Below are 15,803 nucleotides of genomic sequence, written 5' to 3'. Positions count from 1 at the left end.
GTTCACCCGCGAATAGGCCGGCGCCAACAGCCTCCATGGTGAGGCCGACACCGGCAGTTGAGGAAACTCAGACCCCTTGCGGAATCTCCTCGCCACCCAGCGCCTCGAACAGCGCCGGCAGGAACTCGTTGAAGGTCATCATCATCAGCAGGAAGCTGGCATCGAACTGTTGCTGGGCTTCGTCACCGCCGTCCTGTTCGGCCTGCTCCTGCAGCAGCTCCTCGAACTTCAGGCGCTTGATCACGGTCTTGTCGTCGAGCACGAACGACAGCTTGTCCTGCCAGGCCAGGGCCAGTTGCGTGACCACCTTGCCGGTGCTCAGGTGCAGCTGGATTTCCTCGCCGGTCAGGTCCTGGCGTTTGCAACGCACGATGCCACCGTCTTCGGCCTGGTCGCGTAGCTCGCATTCGTCGAGCACATAGAAGTCTGCAGCCGGCGCCTGGGCCTTGACCCATTCGGTCATGGTCGCCACCGGGGCGATCTTGACGCTCACCGGGCGCACCGGCAGCGAGCCCATCACTTCACGCAGGGTCGACAGCAGGTCTTCGGCACGCTTGGCGCTGGCCGAGTTGACCAGGATCAGGCCCTGGCGCGGGGCGATGGCGGCGAAGATCATCGAGCGGCGGATAAAGGCGCGCGGCAGGAAGGCCTGGATGATCTCGTCCTTGATCTGGTCGCGTTCCTTCTTGTAGACCTTGCGCATCTGCTCGGTCTCGATCTCTTCGACTTTTTCCTTTACCGCATCGTTGACCACGCTGCTGGGCAGGATGCGTTCTTCTTTGCGCGCGGCGATCAGCATGAACTCACCGCTGACGTGCACCAGTGGCGCGTCCTCGCCCTTGCCGAACGGGGCGACGAAACCATAAGTGGTCAGTTCCTGGCTGGCGCAGGGGCGGGCCGGCTTGCTGGCCAGGGCAGCTTCCAGTGCTTCAGGCTCGAACGGGACATCCTGGGTCAGGCGGTAGGTCAGCAGGTTCTTGAACCACATGGGGGGCAATCTCTCCTTAATACATAAGGCGGGCATTATTCTCCGAGCGGTGGGTTCAGGCCAACCCTGTCAGAGGGCCAGCACGACCTTATAAAGGAAGAAAACAGCGGCTGCGCTAGGTCCTTGAAAATTATTCAAAAAAATTTAAAAAAGTGCTTGCCAGGGTACAGGCTCCTCCGTAGAATGCGCACCACACCGAGACGAAGGGTGATTAGCTCAGCCGGGAGAGCATCTGCCTTACAAGCAGAGGGTCGGCGGTTCGATCCCGTCATCACCCACCACTCGATGTATAGCGCGGCGGTAGTTCAGTCGGTTAGAATACCGGCCTGTCACGCCGGGGGTCGCGGGTTCGAGTCCCGTCCGCCGCGCCATATTAAGCTTCAGGGCCCACTGAACACCCTGAAGCAACAGAAAAAGCGACCTTAGGGTCGCTTTTTTTGTTTCTGGCCTTCGCCGGTGCGCCGGACCGGTCAGAATCCCCTGTCCGCCGCAAGTGGCCAGCAGGCCGTGCGCCGGTTCTTATCGCCAGCACGAGACCGACCATGCAGGATGCCAGCCTCTCTCCCTCCGCGACCCAGCCCACGCCCCTACTCGGTATCGACCTTGGTACCACCAACAGCCTGATTGCCGTCTGGCGCGATGGCGCCGCACAACTGATCCCCAACGCCCTTGGCGAAGTGCTGACCCCGTCGGTGGTGAGCATCGATGAGGATGGCAGCATCCTTGTCGGGCAGGCCGCACGGGCGCGCCTGACCACCCACCCACAGCTTACCGCCGCCGCGTTCAAGCGCTTCATGGGCAGTGACAAGCGCTATGCGCTGGGCGAGCACCGCTTCACGCCGGAAGAGTTGTCGGCCCTGGTGCTGGGCGCACTGAAGCAGGATGCCGAAGCCTACCTGGGCTGCCCGGTGAGCGAGGCGGTGATCTCGGTGCCGGCCTATTTCAGCGACGAGCAACGCAAGCGCACGCTGTTCGCCGCCGAGCTGGCCGGTTTGACCGTGCAACGCCTGATCAACGAGCCGACTGCCGCCGCCATGGCCTACGGCCTGCACGAGCAGAAGTTCGAGCGCACCCTGGTGTTCGATCTGGGCGGCGGCACCTTCGACGTCACGGTGCTGGAGTACGCGCTGCCGCTCATCGAGGTGCATGCTTCCACCGGCGACAACTACCTGGGCGGTGAAGACTTCACCGAAGCCTTGCTGCTGGCCTGCCTGCGCGACTGGAACCTCACCCTCGAAGACCTCGAAGGCCAGGCCCTGGCCAGCCTGCGCGATGCCATCGAACAGCTCAAACGCGAAGCGGGTGAGGGCAACTGCACGCTGAACTGGAATGGTGATGGCCAGGCCCGCGAATGGGTGCTCGACGAACTCAAGCTGCAAGCCATCTGGGCGCCGTTGCTGGCGCGGGTTCGCACCCCCATCGAGCAGGCCCTGCGCGATGCCCGGCTGAGCCCACGGGAGCTGGACAGCCTGGTGCTGGTCGGCGGCGCCACGCGCATGCCGCAGGTGCAGCAACTGGTGGCCAAGCTGTTCGGCCGCCTGCCGTACCGGCATCTGGACCCGGACACCATCGTCGCCCTCGGCGCCGCCAGCCAGGCCGCCTGCAAGGCCCGTGACGCGGCCATCGACGAGCTGATCCTGACCGATGTCTGCCCCTACACCCTGGGTATTGCTTCTTCGCGGGGCGAAGACGTCACCGGCGCGTTCTCGCCGATCATCGAGCGCAATACGGTGATCCCCACCTCCAAGGTGCAGCGCTTCTACAGTAGCCATGCCGAGCAGAAATTCGTCCGTATTGCCGTGTACCAGGGCGAGCGGCCGTGGGTGCGCGACAACATCCTGGTCGACAGTTTCGAAATCCCGCTGCAGCAGACCGGTCAGATCCAACCGCTGGATGTGCGTTTCAGCTACGACATCAATGGCCTGCTGGAAGTGGATGTGACCTTCCTTGAAAGCGGCCAGAAGCACAGCCACAGCATCGACCGCAGCCCCACCGGGCTGGATGCTGACGCACGCCAGGCCAGCCAGGAGCGCCTGGCCAAGCTGAAGATCCACCCGCGCGACACCCTGCCCAACCGCACCCTGCTGGCTCGCCTTGAACGCGCCTGGATGCAGAGCCTGGGCGATGAACGCGAGCTGATCGGCGGCTGGCTGGATGCCTTCAACAACGTGCTGGCCCGCCAGCAGGCCAGCGAGATCAACCGCGAGCGCCAGGCCTTGAGCCAGGCGCTCGACGAACTGCGCTACTGACCGTTGAGGCGCCGCAGGGTGGCCTGCAGGCTGTCGTCCAGCAGCCCCGGCAGCCCCGGCGCCGAGCCATAGCGGTTCGGCAGCCGGTCGCCGGGCAGGCCCAGCAACAACAATGGCACTACCGGCAGCAGGCGGCTGAGCAGCACCAGCAGGACCAGCGAGGGGATGCCCCTACCCAGATCGCGCAAGCGCCTGAGCAAGGCACTGATCAACAACCCGATGACCACCACCATCAGCGCTGGCACCGTCAGCATGAGGCTGTAGCACAGGGCGATGGCCACCAGGTGCAGGCCGAAGCCTGTGCGGTCCAGGCGGCTGTTGAGCTTCCACACGGCCCAGAACGGCACGGGTTTGTACTGCAGGTCTTTGAGCAGCATGCGCTCGGACCAGCCCAGCAGGGCCATGATTGCGCAGCGCAGGCCCAGGTGCTCACGCGGGTTGTCCTTGTGCTTTTGCAGGGCGCGCAGTACGCGGGTTGTGGGGCGTGTGCAGCGCTCCAGCAGAGCGTCCAGGGCCTCCAGCAGGTCGCTCATCAGGCGCCTGTCGATGCCATGCTCGCGCAGCACCCAGTTTGGTACCGTGCGAGTCTTGCCCTTGAGCAGGTCAGCGCGCCAGGGCGCGAACCAGTCGCCCGTTACCTGTATCGCCTCAAGCCGCTCGCGCAGTTGGCTACGCAGCGCCTCGTCAAGCGAGCGGTCGTTGTACAGCACTGCGCAAAACAGCAGGTAGCCCAGCGGGTTCTTCGCCAGCACAGAGCCGTCATCGTTGTCCAGGCATTGCGCCAGTTGCCTGGCGCTCGGCAGGCGGTCGCTGTTCAGCGCCTGTTGCAGGTTCGCCATGCGCGCTGCGACCTGAGCCTGCAGCGGGTCGCTGGTGTCCAGGCTGCCGAGCAGGCCGCCGCTTGGGTGGCGCAACAGCAAGGCATGGGTAGCGGCGAACGGATGCTCCTGCGGGTACTGCAACTGGCCGGGCAAGGCCGGGTCGATCAGCGCCAGCCAGCGGGTCGGCTGGTCGATCATGGCCAGCATGAACAACTGCTGGCGGTGCCATTGCCATAGCGCTTCGCCCTCGGGCATCGCCGGCAACACCACGCCGTCCTCGGCCAGGCGGCCCTGCAGTTGCAGGGCGAACGGCACGGTGAACATGCGTGGCATGTTGAAGTGATTGTTGAGTTCGTACACCGCCTGGGCCGAGTAGCAGCGCAGGCGCCGCAGCCACTCGCGGCAAACCGGGTGAATCGCGTCTTCGGTCAGGGCGGCGGGCAGTTCGGCGCCTGGCAGGGTGTCGGCACAATACAGCGCCAGCGCCTGGCATACCGGGGCGTGTGACAGCCAGTGCAGTTGCTGCGCGGCCTGGCGCTGGAAACCTTCGAGAATCAAAGCGTCGAGCGGGTCTTCGCTCGGGTGTTGGGCGAGGATCTGGCCCAGCAATTCGGCTTCACCACGTTGCAAGGCCCAGGCCTGCCAGTAGCGCTGGTGCAGGGCATGCTCGTCTTGCTCTTGCAGCAACCAGGCCAGCAGCGGCAGTTCGTCGTCGCCGTCCAGGCGCCAGTCGACGAAGGTGGCGGCGATGCCGCCCAGCTCAAGGCGCGCCGCTTCGGCCCAGCGCGCCAGGGTCTGCGGCGATTGCCCCGGGCTTCCCCAGGCCTGGGCCGGGTCGGCCAGCTCGGCGGGCCAGGCGACGGGCGTGTGCTGCAGGTCGAAGGCCTGGATCAGCAGCGGCAGGCGCTGGGGTTGATGGCGCGCGCACAGGTCGAGCAACCAGCGTTCGGCCTGTGGATGCCGATGCTCACGGTACAGCCGCAGCCAGCAGTCCAGGGCCTGTTGTTCGGCGCCCAGGGCATCGGCCTGGCGGGCCAGCAGGTAGAGCAGGTCGGCGTCGTCGGGCGCTTGCTGCAAGCGCTCCTGCAGCAGGCCATGGAAGGTGCTGCTGGCGATGCCGGCCTGGCTGAATTGCACCATCAGGCGCTCTACCAGGGCTTGGTCATTGGGTATCGCCAGGCAGGTGTGCACACTGGCGAACTGCTCGTATTCGAACAGCGGGCGCTGGGTGAAGCAGTGCTCCAGGCTGCGCAGGTACCACAAGGTTTCCATTTGCGCAGTCGGTGGCCAGTCACGCATCAGCCCGGTGTCGAACGGGTCCGGTTCGTCCAGCCGGCGCAGGAAGGCTTCCACCGGTTGCGGGTCTTCCAGGCGCAGCAGTTGCTGATCCCAGGCCAGGCGACGGGCCAGCATGCCCGCGCACTGGTGCGAAAGCGGGCCGCAGTCGTACAGGGCACGCAGCAATTGCCAGCTCAGTTCGTCCAGCTCGTCCAGCGGCAGCTCGTCCAGCTCGGCGATGTAGCGCTGCCAGGCCTGCGGGTCGAAGCGCAGGGCCGGCTCCTCGAGCAGGGTGTGGAAGCTGAGCAGCGCCGGGTGCGCGGCGGCTTCCTCGGCCGGCTGCTCGTTGGCATCAGCTGCCGTGGCCTCTTGCTCGCGGGCCAGGCGCAGGGCTTCGTCATAGGCCGCACGCAGGGCCTTGAAACCTTCCGGGTCGGTTTCGGGGTGGTGGGCTGGCAGCCGGCCACGGTAGGCCAGGCGGATGGCGTCGAGGTCGTTGGTGGGGTCGATCCCCAGACGAATCCAGCAGCTCATGACCAGCAATCCTCTTCCAGCGTGTTGGGGCGTTCCGGTTCGGGCAGTTGCAGGTCCCAGGGCAGGCCGGCGAGCAGTTCATGGGCGCCGTGGCGCAGGTTGAGCAGGATGCAGCGGTTCCAGTGCTCGCTGCCCTGGCGTTCGAGGTTGGCGGCGAAGGTCTCGTCGCTGCTGTCGCTGACGTTCCACAGCGCCTTGCCGAACAGGTAGCCGGCCAGGTAGGTGTCCCAGCGGTTGTAGTAATGGCGGGCGCGCAGGGCCAGGCGGTAGTGCAGGTAGAGGCTTTCGTCGCGGCTGACCAGGTCGTTCTTGACCCCGGCACGCAGCAGGAAACTCATGCGCCCCAGGTCCCAGGCGCGGGTGCCGCCCGGGCCGCAGTCGGGGAAGGTGCGCGCGGCGAATTCGTGGCGGACGCGCTCACGTGGGCTGAGCCCGTCGAGCAGCGCTTGCCATTGGCTGGGCAGGCAGCGCTGGTATTGCCAATAGGCCTCGCTCACCTCGGTGGCGTGGCCGGTGTCGGCCATGCCGAGCATGTCCAGCAGTTGTGCGCGGTTGCTGATGCCCCACCAGCGCTCCAGGTCGGACTGGTCCTCGCCTTCGTAGTATTCGGCGGCGGTGTAGCTGGCGCCGTTGAGCGCGGCCATGGGCGCGGAGAGGGCAAACAGCCAGCGCTGTGCGGATTCTTCCATGAAAGTCGGTCCTGAGGCTCGGGGGAACTGGCGCGGATTGTAATGCAATGGTTGGCGGCGTGGGGTTGCGCTTTCAGGCCTGTGCAGTCCCCTGTAGGGGCGTTGACTTGAGGGCTCAGTGGCGCTGTTCTTCCGCGCGCAGGGTCAAGACTTCATAGCCACTCTCGGTCACCGCCACGGTATGTTCCCACTGTGCCGACAAGCTGTGGTCGCGGGTGATCACCGTCCAGCCATCGCGCAGGCTGCGGGTGCCGCGCCCGCCCTGGTTGATCATCGGCTCGATGGTGAACACCATCCCGGGCTGCAGCTTCATGCCAAAACCGGGCTGGCCGAAGTGCAGCACCTCGGGCGCCTCGTGCATCTGCTGGCCGATGCCATGCCCGCAGTATTCGCGCACCACGCTGTAGCCGGCGGCCTCGGCATGGGCCTGGATGGCGTGGCCGATATCGCCCAGGGTCGCGCCCGGGCGGACCTGTTCGATGCCTTTCCAGAGCGCGGCGTAGGTGGTGTCGACCAGCCGCCGGGCGTCTGCGCTGATCTGCCCCAGGCAATACATTTTCGACGAGTCGGCGATGTAGCCGCCCTGTTCCAGGGTGATGTCGACGTTGACGATAGAGCCTTCCTTGAGCACCTCGTCGACCTTGGGCATGCCGTGGCACACCACATGGTCCACCGAGGTGTTCAGCGCATAGGGGAAGTCGTACTGGCCCTTGCTCGCCGGGCGCGCCTTGAGGGTTTCGACGATGAAGGCTTCGGCGCGGTCGTTGATCTGCATCGTGGTCACGCCAGGGCGGATGAACCCGTCGAGGTCGGCGAACACCTGGGCCAGCAACTGCCCGGCGCGGCGCATCAGTGCCAGTTGGGCGGCGTCCTTGAGTATCACCTTGCTCATTGCAGCAGTTCCTTGAGGTTGGCTTGTTCCTGGCGCAGCAGCTGGCGCAGCAATTCCTGGTAAGTGGCCTGGGGGTGCAGCTCGGCGAGCATGCCGAGGCGGATCCAGTGTTCGGCCTGGGCGTTGATCGAGCGCGACAGGGCGGCGCTGGCGATGCGCAGGTCTTCGTGGAGTTCGTCGTTGATCTTGACGATGCCCATGGCTAACTCATCCGTATATATGAAACGTATACGAATCATATGCCGAAAGCGTCAAGGCGTGCCACCCGTTGGTGCGTCGATCCCTTTCTCGGTGCATGAGCCAATCGCGGGGCAAGCCCGCTCCCACGCTTTTGACCCTGTGGGAGCTGGCTTGCCAGCGATTGGCCCAGCGCTGGCCTGAGAATTGCTGGGCACTCACTATCAAGGCCATCAACGCCGATGGCCGCTTTTCATCACGACGAAGGCGCCGTGTTGCCCCGCTTGCCCAGTGCAGGCGGGGCAGCCGGCGCCTTTGTCGTTTCATCAGCAGGAGATCGCCGATGAGCAACAGCCAGGTGCGCAGCGTTTGCCCGTATTGCGGGGTAGGGTGCGGCATCGTCATGAGCGTGAGCGACGGCCAGGTGGTGAAGGTTAGCGGCGACAAGCAGCACCCGAGCAATTTCGGCCGCCTGTGCACCAAGGGCCTGACCGCCCACGTGCCGCTGAGCGCCGGGCGCATGGCCCATGCCTTCGTACGCCGCCAGCGCAGCCAGCAACCGGTACGCAGTGGCATGGACCAGGCCATCGCCGAGGCCGCCGCGCGGCTGCGCGCGATCATCGACACACAGGGGCCGGACGCCGTGGCCCTGTATGTGTCCGGGCAGATGTCGCTGGAGGCCCAGTACCTGGCCAACAAACTGGCCAAGGGCTTTATCCGCACCCGCCATATCGAGTCCAACTCGCGCTTGTGCATGGCCAGCGCCGGCAGTGGCTACAAACAGTCACTGGGCGCCGACGGCCCGCCGGGCAGCTACCAGGATTTCGAGCGCGCCGAGGTGTTCCTGGTGATCGGCGCGAACATGGCCGACTGCCACCCGATCCTGTTCCTGCGCCTGCTCGACCGGGTCAAGGCCGGGGCCAAACTGATCGTCGTCGACCCCCGGCGCAGTGCCACCGCCGACAAGGCCGACCTGTTCCTGCAACTGCGCCCGGGCAGCGACCTGGCGCTGCTCAACGGCCTGCTGCACCTGCTGCACGTCAACGGCCACACCGCCCCGGATTTCATCGCCCGCCACACCGAGGGCTGGGATGAGCTGCCGGCATTCCTGGCCGACTACACCCCCGCACGCGTGGCCGCCATTACCGGCCTGAGCGAGGCCGACATCATTGAGGCCGCGCGCCTGATCGGCGCAGCCGGCGAGTGGATGAGCTGCTGGACCATGGGCCTGAACCAGAGCATCCACGGCACCTGGCACAGCAACGCGCTGTGCAACCTGCACCTGGCCACCGGCGCCATCTGCCGCCCCGGCAGCGGGCCGTTCTCGCTGACCGGCCAGCCCAACGCCATGGGCGGGCGCGAGATGGGCTACATGGGCCCGGGGCTGCCCGGCCAGCGTTCGGCCCAGGTCGCGGCCGATCGCGCCTTCGTCGAGCAGCAATGGCAACTGCCGCCCGGCCATCTGCGCAGCGAAGGCGGCGAGGGCACCGTTGCGCTGTTCGAGCAGATGAAGGCCGGTGAGGTAAAGGCCTGCTGGATCATCTGCAGCAACCCGGTAGCCAGCGTCGCCAACCGCCAGCAGGTGATCGACGGCCTGGGCCAGGCTGAGCTGGTGATCAGCCAGGATGCCTTTCTCGACAGTGAAACCAACCGCCATGCCGACATCCTTTTGCCCGCCGCGCTGTGGGCCGAAGGGGAAGGGGTGATGATCAACAGCGAACGCAACCTGACGCTGATGCCGCGTGCCGTCGCGGCGCCCGGCGAAAGCCTGGAGGACTGGCGGATCATCGCCCGCATCGCCTGCGCCATGGGCTACGCCGAGGCCTTCGACTACCCCGATGCCGAGGCCGTGTACGAGGAAATCCGCCGTTTCTGGAACCCTGCCACCGGCTACGACCTGCGCGGCATCGGCTACGCCGAGCTACGCCAAGGCCCACGCCAGTGGCCCTGCGCCCCAGGGCAAAGCGACGATCGCAGCCCGCTGCGTTACCGCAACGACGGCCTCAGCCAGCAGCTGCTGCGCGACGCGCATGGCGAGCGGCCGGCGCTGGCCTTCCCCACGCCCAGCGGCAGGGCGCGCTTTTTCGCCCGGCCCTGGCTGCCGCCGGCCGAGCTGCCGGACGACGCCTATCCCTTCGTGCTCAACACCGGCCGCGTGCAGCACCAATGGCACACCCTGACCAAGACCGGCAAGGTGCCCAGCCTGAACAAGCTGGAGCCCGGCCCCTTCGTCGAGATCCACCCCGACGACGCCCGGCGCCTGGGTATCGCCGACCAGGACCAGGTGGCGATCCGCTCGCGCCGTGGCCAGGCGCTGTTGCCGGCACGGCTCAGTGACCGCGTGTTGCCCGGCGGCTGCTTTGCGCCGTTCCACTGGAACGACCTGTACGGCGAGCAACTGGCGATCAATGCGGTGACCTGCGATGCGGTCGACCCCACCTCGCTGCAACCGGCCTTCAAGCACTGCGCCGTGGCCCTGGAGCGGGTTGCCGGCGAACGTATCGAAGCCCTCGACCTGACCACCGCCACGCCTTCGGAGCCTGCCACCATGCCGACCGCCACCCTGTCCCGCCTGCTGGGCCTGGACGCACTGCCGGCCCCGGTGCTGGCCGAAGACGAACGCCACTACCTGCAGGGCTTTTTGCTGGGCCTGGGCCAGGCCCGTAGCGAAGGCGTGCCGAGCCTGCCGGCCAGCGCACCCCTGGCGCCGGCCCGGCGGCTGTTCGTCGATGGCCTGTTGGCCGGGCTTTTCGCCCAACCGGCGCCAGCACCCGTGGTGATCGATGCCGCGCCATGCCACCACGTGCTCTGGGCCTCGCAGACCGGCACCGGCGAGGCCCTGGCCGAACGCTGCGCCCAGCACCTGCGCGAGGCCGGGCTGGCGGTGCAGCTGAGCTGCATGGAGGCGATGACGCCTGCGCAGTTGCAGGGCGCTGCCAGCCTGTTGCTGATCGCCAGCACCTTCGGCGATGGCGAGGCTCCGGACAGTGGTGCGGCGTTCTGGCAGGCGCTGCAGGGCGAGGCGGGCGAGCATTGCGCGGCACTGCCTTTTGCGGTGCTGGCGCTGGGCGATTCGAGTTACGACCAGTTTTGCGGGTTCGGTCGCAAGCTCGACCAGCGCCTTGCTGAGCTGGGCGGGCGGCGCCTGCTGGCGCGGGTCGATTGCGAGCCGGAGCATGACCAGGCCTTTGCTGCCTGGCTGGCGGCTTTGCTGCCCGAGCTGGGCAGCGCCGCGCCAATCTGCGTTGCGCCCGAGCCGGTAAAAAGCTACAGCAAGCAGCAGCCTTGGCTGGCGCCGCTGCTGGAAAACCGCCTGCTCAACGGCCCCGGTTCGACCAAGGAAACCCGCCAGCTGGTGTTCGACCTGAGCGGCAGCGGCTTCACCTATCAGCCCGGTGATGCCTTGGGCGTATGGCCGCGCAACTGCCCGGCGCTGGTCAGCGAACTGCTGGCGTTGATGCAGCTCGATGGCCAGGCCCAGGTCGAGCTCAAGGGGCACGCTCCGATGCCCCTGGCCGTGGCTCTGGAGCGGCACCTGGAAATCGCCCGGGTTACCCCGCAGCAGCTTGAAGTGTTCAGCCAGTCGGCGCAGGTGTTGCGCGAACTGCTGCAGGACAAAACTGCCTTGAGAGACTGGCTGTGGGGCCGTCAGCTGGCCGACGTGCTGCGCGAATACCCCCAGCAGTTGGCGCTGGATGCCTGGCTGGCCTTGCTCAAACCGCTGCAGCCACGGCTGTACTCGATCAGCTCCAGCCCCGCCGCGCACCCTGGGCAGGTGCACCTGACCATGGCCACGGTGCGCTACGGCGAACGCAAAGGGGTCTGCTCGGCGTTCCTCGCCGACCGGGCCCAGGCACTGGAAGTGGCGATCTTCCCGCAGCCGTCCAGGCACTTCCGCCTGCCAGAGGACGACAGCCTGCCGATCATCATGATCGGCCCCGGTACCGGTGTGGCGCCGTTTCGCGCCTTCCTCCAGGAGCGTGAGGTGCGCGCGGCCAGCGGGGGTAACTGGCTGTTCTTCGGCGAGCAGCAGGCGGCCTGCGATTTCTATTACCGCGAGCAACTGGAGGCCTGGCAGGCCAGTGGGCACCTGCGCCTGAGCACGGCGTTTTCCCGCGATCAGGCCGAGAAGATCTATGTGCAGCAGCGCCTGCTGGAGCACGGCGCCGAGCTGTGGCAGTGGTTGCAGGCGGGGGCGTATGTGTACATCTGCGGCGATGCCCAGCGCATGGCCAGGGATGTGGATGCGGCGCTGCGCCAATTGGTGGCCGAGCATGGCGGCATGGATGCCGCGGCGGCGGATGCCTATGTCGAGGCGCTGGGGCGCGACAAGCGCTATCGGCGGGATGTGTACTGAGTGCCCCGCGTTGGGGAGCAGTGCACCTTGGCTGTGCATTCATGGGTTGCCTGCGCCGGCCTCTTCGCGGGTAAACCCGCTCCCACAGGAGCAGTGCAGGCCCTGTGGGAGCGGGTTTACCCGCGAAGAGGCCGGCGAAGCCACGCGACTTGATGGTCTTGGCACAGTCTCTGCTTTGACAGATTCACAACAGCCCCACTGATCAACGGCGATCAACCCAGGGGCCTCACATTGATGAGTACAGGCAAAGGCGCCTGGAGCTTACGCTCCAGGCGCCTTTTTGTTTTCCGTGATCGAGGAACGGCTATGAAGGCAACAGCGAACGGCGCACAACGGGCACGACTGGTCATCGTCGGCAACGGCATGGTCGGCCACCACTGTGTCGAACAACTGATCGGGCAGGGCGCACTCGAGCGCTTCGAGCTGCATGTATTCGGTGAAGAGCGCCAGCGTGCCTACGACCGGGTACACCTGTCGGAATACTTCGCCGGCAGTTGCGCCGAGACCCTGGCCCTGTGCGAGCAGGGCTATTACGGCGACCACGGCGTGCACCTGCACCTGGGCGAGGCAGTGCTGCAGATCGACCGTGAGCGCTGCGAGGTGGTCACTGCCGAGGGCCGTTACGGCTACGACCAGTTGGTGCTGGCCACCGGTTCCTACCCGTTCGTGCCGCCGGTCGAGGGCTGCAGCGCCAATGCCCGCCTGGTCTACCGCACCCTCGATGACCTCGATGCGATCCGCAGCGCCGCCAGTGACGCCCGCCGTGGCGTGGTGGTCGGCGGTGGCCTGCTGGGGCTGGAAGCGGCCAACGCACTCAAGTCGCTGGGGCTGGAGGCCCATGTGGTGGAGTTCGCGCCCCGGCTGATGCCGGTGCAACTGGACAGCGACGGTGGCGCGGCACTCAAGGCGCAGATTGAAGCGCTGGGCGTGGGCGTGCACCTGTCCCGCGCCACCCAGTCGGTGAGTGCCGGCGAAGACTATCGCTACCGCATGAACTTCGACGGCGGCGAACACCTGGAAACCGACCTGATCGTGTTCTCTGCCGGTATCCGCCCCCAGGATGCCCTGGGCCGGGCCAGTGGCCTGGAGATTGCCGCCCGGGGTGGCGTGGTGATCGACAATCATTGCCGCACCAGCGACCCACGGATTTTCGCCATCGGCGAGTGCGCCTCGTGGAACGGCAGCGTGTTCGGCCTGGTCGCCCCGGGTTACGCCATGGCGCGCAACCTGGCGGCGCTGCTGATGGGGGCTGCGGCCGGCGAATTCACCGGCGCCGACATGTCGACCAAGCTCAAACTGCTGGGGGTGGATGTCGGCTCCATCGGCGATGCCCACGGCGCCACGCCGGGCGCGCGCAGCTACCGCTTCATCGACGAGGCCAACGCCAGTTACCGCCGGCTGGTGGTGGACGCCAGCGGCAAGCACGTAATCGGCGCGGTGCTGGTGGGCGACAACAGCTATTACGACACCCTGCTGCAATACGCCCAGAACGGCATCAAGCTGCCGGCCGACCCGGCCGCGCTGATCCTGCCTCAGGGCGGCGGCGCGCCGGCGCTGGGCGCCGATGCACTGCCCGACAGCGCAACCATCTGCTCGTGCCACAACGTCAGCAAGGGCGCGGTGTGCGCGGCCATCGACAGCGGCTGTGGCGATCTGGCCTCGGTCAAGGCCTGCACCAAGGCTGCCAGCGGTTGCGGCGGCTGCGCGGCGTTGCTCAAGCAGGTCTTCGAACACGAGCTGACCGCCCGCGGCGTGACCGTCGACAAGAGCCTGTGCGAGCACTTTGCCTATACCCGTCAGGAGCTTTACGGGCTGGTGCGGGTCGAGGGCATCCGCAGCTTCCACGAGCTGCTCGAACGCCACGGCAAGGGCCATGTCGGCTGTGACATCTGCAAGCCGGCGGTGGGCAACATCCTCGCCTCGTGCTGGAACCAGCCGATCATGGACCCGGCGCTGGTGCCGCTGCAGGACACCAACGACACCTTCATGGCCAACATGCAGAAGAACGGCACCTATTCGGTGGTGCCGCGCATCCCCGGTGGCGAGATCACCCCGGAAAAACTCATCGTGATCGGCCAGGTGGCCAAGAAGTACGACCTCTACACCAAGATCACCGGCGGCCAGCGCATCGACCTGTTCGGCGCCCAGTTGCACGAGCTGCCGCTGATCTGGGGCGAGCTGATCGAGGCCGGGTTCGAGACCGGCCACGCCTACGGCAAGTCGACCCGTACGGTGAAGTCGTGCGTGGGCAGCACCTGGTGCCGCTACGGCGTGCAGGACAGCGTGGCCATGGCATTGCGCCTGGAGGACCGCTACAAGGGCCTGCGCTCGCCGCACAAGCTCAAGTTCGCGGTGTCTGGCTGCACCCGCGAGTGCGCCGAGGCGCAGAGCAAGGACATCGGCGTGATCGCCACCGACAAGGGCTGGAACCTGTACGTGTGTGGCAACGGCGGCATGCGCCCGCGCCACGCCGAGCTGTTCGCCACCGACCTGGACGATGAAACCCTGGTGCGGCTGATCGACCGGGTGCTGATGTTCTACATCCGCACCGCCGACAAGCTGCAGCGCACCTCGGTCTGGCGCGAAAGCCTGGACGGCGGGCTGGACTACCTCAAGCAGGTGATCCTCGACGACAGCCTGGGCCTGGCCGCCGAGCTGGAGGCACAGATGCAGCATGTGGTCGAGCAGTATGAATGCGAGTGGGCCAACGCCCTGAACGACCCGGAAAAACTCAAGCGCTTCCGCACCTTCGTCAACGACCGGCGCGCCGACCCCGATGTGCACTTCGTCCGCGAGCGCGGCCAGCGCCGGCCTGCTGCTGCGTTGCACCTGATCCCGACCCATGAGGAGGCTGTCTGATGAACCTGTCCAATGCTGCTGTAGCACACCATTCAAGCTGGCAGGCCGTGTGCCAGGCTGCCGATCTGGTCGCCGATTCCGGCGTGGTGGTTTGGCATGAGGGCGAGCAGGTGGCGCTGTTCTACCTGCCCGGGCACGAGCAGGCGCTGTACGCCATCGACAACCGCGACCCGCGCTCGGGGGCCAATATCATCGGCCGCGGGCTGGTGGGCAGCCTGCAGGGGGAGCTGGTGGTGGCGGCGCCGTTGTACAAGCAGCATTTCAGTCTGCAGGACGGGCGTTGCCTGGAGGACTCGGCGCAGCAGTTACGGGTGTGGCCGGTGCGGGTGGTGGCGGGGCAGGTGGAGATTGGCTTGGGCTGACGGGTTGATATTGCTTGGGGCTGCTGCGCAGCCCTTTCGCGACACAAGGCCGCTCGTACAAGGACCACGATTCCTCTGTGGGAGCGGCTTTAGCCGCGATCACCCGCGAAGCGGGTGCCAGATAACCAATGTTTCGTGCGCCAATGAACATCTTGTTTGTTCAACTGGTAATTTCGCAAGACGTCCCGTACCGCTAGCTCATCCCTTTCCTGTCGATGCCGCGACGCGTTCCGACATACAGAGCGGCATCTGCTCACCATCATTTCGCCTTCCCAAGCCATGGCCAGGAAGGCTAGCCCCATGACCACCCTCACCGAGCACGACGTCGAGCTCGCCATTGCCCCCCTCGAAACCCTGCTCAGCGAGGACCTGGGCCTCGCCGCTGCTGCTGTCAACGACTGGCTGCACGGCATCAGCGGCGGCTTCCTCGACTTGCAGACCCTGCGCAACCTCGGTGAAAACACCCCTATCGTTGCCAACGCCCTGGCCGCGGTGGATGTGCTGGCTGACCTCATCGAGTTGGTCGAACACCCTGGCAGCGACCCGCTGCTGTGGGCCAGCCTGGGTATCAACCTGATCGGCGTGGTGCCCTTTCCG

10 protein-coding genes and 2 tRNA genes are annotated in these 15,803 nt (G+C 66.4%); 7 read left to right on the top strand and 5 right to left on the bottom strand.

The window, feature by feature from the left end:
* Positions 1–67: 67 nt before the first annotated feature.
* A complete protein-coding gene (rdgC, locus tag ACQ4N9_RS11410) occupies positions 68–988 on the bottom strand; it encodes a recombination-associated protein RdgC (RefSeq protein ID WP_125857750.1) in 921 nt (306 codons plus the stop codon).
* Between the two features lie 205 nt (positions 989–1,193).
* Between rdgC and ACQ4N9_RS11405 the strand changes: the two genes are divergently transcribed.
* From ACQ4N9_RS11405 to ACQ4N9_RS11395, 3 genes are all read left to right on the top strand, one after another.
* A tRNA-Val gene (locus ACQ4N9_RS11405) sits at positions 1,194–1,269 on the top strand.
* Between the two features lie 13 nt (positions 1,270–1,282).
* Positions 1,283–1,359: transfer RNA gene (locus ACQ4N9_RS11400), tRNA-Asp, on the top strand.
* Between the two features lie 171 nt (positions 1,360–1,530).
* A complete protein-coding gene (locus tag ACQ4N9_RS11395) occupies positions 1,531–3,237 on the top strand; it encodes an Hsp70 family protein (protein WP_390970301.1) in 1,707 nt (568 codons plus the stop codon).
* Here the strand turns inward: ACQ4N9_RS11395 and ACQ4N9_RS11390 are convergent.
* The 4 genes from ACQ4N9_RS11390 to ACQ4N9_RS11375 all read right to left on the bottom strand — a co-directional run bounded on the left by ACQ4N9_RS11390 (position 3,231) and on the right by ACQ4N9_RS11375 (position 7,651).
* A complete protein-coding gene (locus ACQ4N9_RS11390) occupies positions 3,231–5,870 on the bottom strand; it encodes a molecular chaperone DnaJ (protein ID WP_390970300.1) in 2,640 nt (879 codons plus the stop codon). The genes ACQ4N9_RS11395 and ACQ4N9_RS11390 overlap by 7 nt on opposite strands.
* Positions 5,867–6,559 (bottom strand): DUF1266 domain-containing protein, encoded by a 693-nt coding sequence (locus ACQ4N9_RS11385; protein WP_390970298.1) that lies wholly within the window; start codon positions 6,557–6,559, stop codon positions 5,867–5,869. Before ACQ4N9_RS11385 ends, ACQ4N9_RS11390 begins: the two co-directional genes overlap by 4 nt.
* Positions 6,560–6,674: 115 nt before the next feature.
* Positions 6,675–7,451 carry a type I methionyl aminopeptidase gene (gene map / locus ACQ4N9_RS11380; protein WP_390970296.1) on the bottom strand — a complete coding sequence of 259 codons (777 nt, stop codon included), beginning with the start codon at positions 7,449–7,451 and terminating at the stop codon, positions 6,675–6,677.
* Positions 7,448–7,651, bottom strand: coding sequence for a ParD-like family protein (locus tag ACQ4N9_RS11375; RefSeq protein ID WP_110993070.1), 204 nt, complete (start codon positions 7,649–7,651; stop codon positions 7,448–7,450). Before ACQ4N9_RS11375 ends, map begins: the two co-directional genes overlap by 4 nt.
* A 320-nt stretch (positions 7,652–7,971) precedes the next feature.
* Here ACQ4N9_RS11375 and ACQ4N9_RS11370 point away from each other — a divergent pair, with 320 nt between their 5' ends.
* From ACQ4N9_RS11370 to ACQ4N9_RS11355, 4 genes are all read left to right on the top strand, one after another.
* The gene (locus ACQ4N9_RS11370) at positions 7,972–11,985 is read left to right on the top strand and encodes a molybdopterin-dependent oxidoreductase (protein WP_390970294.1); all 4,014 of its coding nucleotides are present in this window, start codon (positions 7,972–7,974) and stop codon (positions 11,983–11,985) included.
* A 306-nt stretch (positions 11,986–12,291) separates the two neighbouring features.
* The gene (gene nirB, locus ACQ4N9_RS11365) at positions 12,292–14,844 is read left to right on the top strand and encodes a nitrite reductase large subunit NirB (RefSeq protein WP_390970292.1); all 2,553 of its coding nucleotides are present in this window, start codon (positions 12,292–12,294) and stop codon (positions 14,842–14,844) included.
* Positions 14,844–15,206, top strand: coding sequence for a nitrite reductase small subunit NirD (gene nirD / locus ACQ4N9_RS11360; protein ID WP_390970290.1), 363 nt, complete (start codon positions 14,844–14,846; stop codon positions 15,204–15,206). Before nirB ends, nirD begins: the two co-directional genes overlap by 1 nt.
* A 300-nt stretch (positions 15,207–15,506) precedes the next feature.
* Positions 15,507–15,803, top strand: a 297-nt coding sequence (locus ACQ4N9_RS11355; protein ID WP_430932867.1) for a hypothetical protein, incomplete at its 3' end; no start/stop codon positions are given.

The sequence above is a fragment of the Pseudomonas sp. ES1 genome (assembly GCF_050586605.1).
GTDB classification, from domain to species: Bacteria; Pseudomonadota; Gammaproteobacteria; order Pseudomonadales; family Pseudomonadaceae; genus Aquipseudomonas; species Aquipseudomonas sichuanensis.
This window is presented reverse-complemented; position numbering and strand designations above follow the sequence as displayed.